The following is a 1,233-nucleotide window of genomic DNA, read 5'->3' on the forward strand; positions in this document are numbered from 1 at the left end:
CTCGTAATCCAGCGGGTAAATACTCAGGGTCGGGGCAACCAGGTTGGCGAACGCCGGGGCCGGCAACGTCGAGGGAATGGCCTGCACGATGTGCTCGCGTACGCCGAACAGCACCGCCTGGTCTTTGCTGAGACTTTCAGACAAGCTGACCCAGAAGCGGATGGTCAGCCGCGAGCCGTCCTTGAGCCGACGCAGTTTATCCACCGGTGCAGGGGGAGAGATGCCGTTGACGACACCGGTCCCGGTCACCAGATTGGCCGTGTAGGTGTGCTCGATAAACGCTGTGCCATCGTCAAAGGTGCCCTCGTAGGTCATCCACATGCGTTGGTTGGCCGCGATGAAATTCCACACCGAAATACGCGTACGCGTCGCGTCGGTGAGCAGGGACAGTTGCAGCACCATGCTGTCGCCGATCCCGTCCAGGGTCGGTGTGGGCAACCCGGTCAGCGGCAGCAATTCCAAGCTCAGGACATCTGACTCATAGGGAATGGCACCGCGGAAAAAATGGTACTGCACGCTGATGCGGTTGCCGTCTTCACGAATACCTTTGGCAATAACCTCCCTTGGAATGGGCACGCTCACCTCGTGGGTGGCGGGGTTGCCCTGCACTTCTGTGGCGTAGCTGCCATGGCCATCCGGGCTGAGCCAGTCGATAAAGATCCGATCGGTGGCGTGCATCGGCCGAAATTCCACCACCACGTTGGCCCCCGACAAGGCCGCCAACGGGTCGAGGCGATCCGGAAAGCGTTGGGCTTCGGCGACTTCCGGACGTTCCAGCACCACCCCCACGCCAACGCTGAGGTTCAGCACCTCCGAGCGCAGGATCTGGCGTGGCGGCCCCTTGCGTTCCAGGCTGTAACTGATGCGCAGGCTGCCGTTGAGGTTGAAGTCCAGGATGGTGCGGGTCACCGGGAACGTCAGTGCCACGCCTTCGGTTGCCGCATTGACCAGGATGGTGCCATTGGCCGAGCCGCCCAGGGCCGAGCCGATGCAGCTCCAATGGTATACGTCGTCCTTTCGGGCACCGAGATAGGGCAAGGTCAGCAGTACGGTGGGGCCGACGATGTGGGCGGGGTTGATGTTGTTGCCTTCGGTGCCCTGCAGCTGTGGCGGCGGCAGTTCAGCGACACGTTCGCCCACCTGGGCCCCCACCTCCACCGATTTGCGCGTGTTTTTACCGTCGGTGACCACGTAGTAAAAATAGATGATGCCCCGGCCGTTGAACCGTTGCAG

At 62.0% G+C, this 1,233-nt stretch carries 1 pseudogene; it reads right to left on the bottom strand.

The window, feature by feature from the left end:
- Positions 1-1,233, bottom strand: a pseudogene (locus AC07OP_RS31575) (YncE family protein); the annotation flags it as partial.

This window comes from Pseudomonas sp. GW821-FHT09D08 (genome assembly GCF_059416305.1).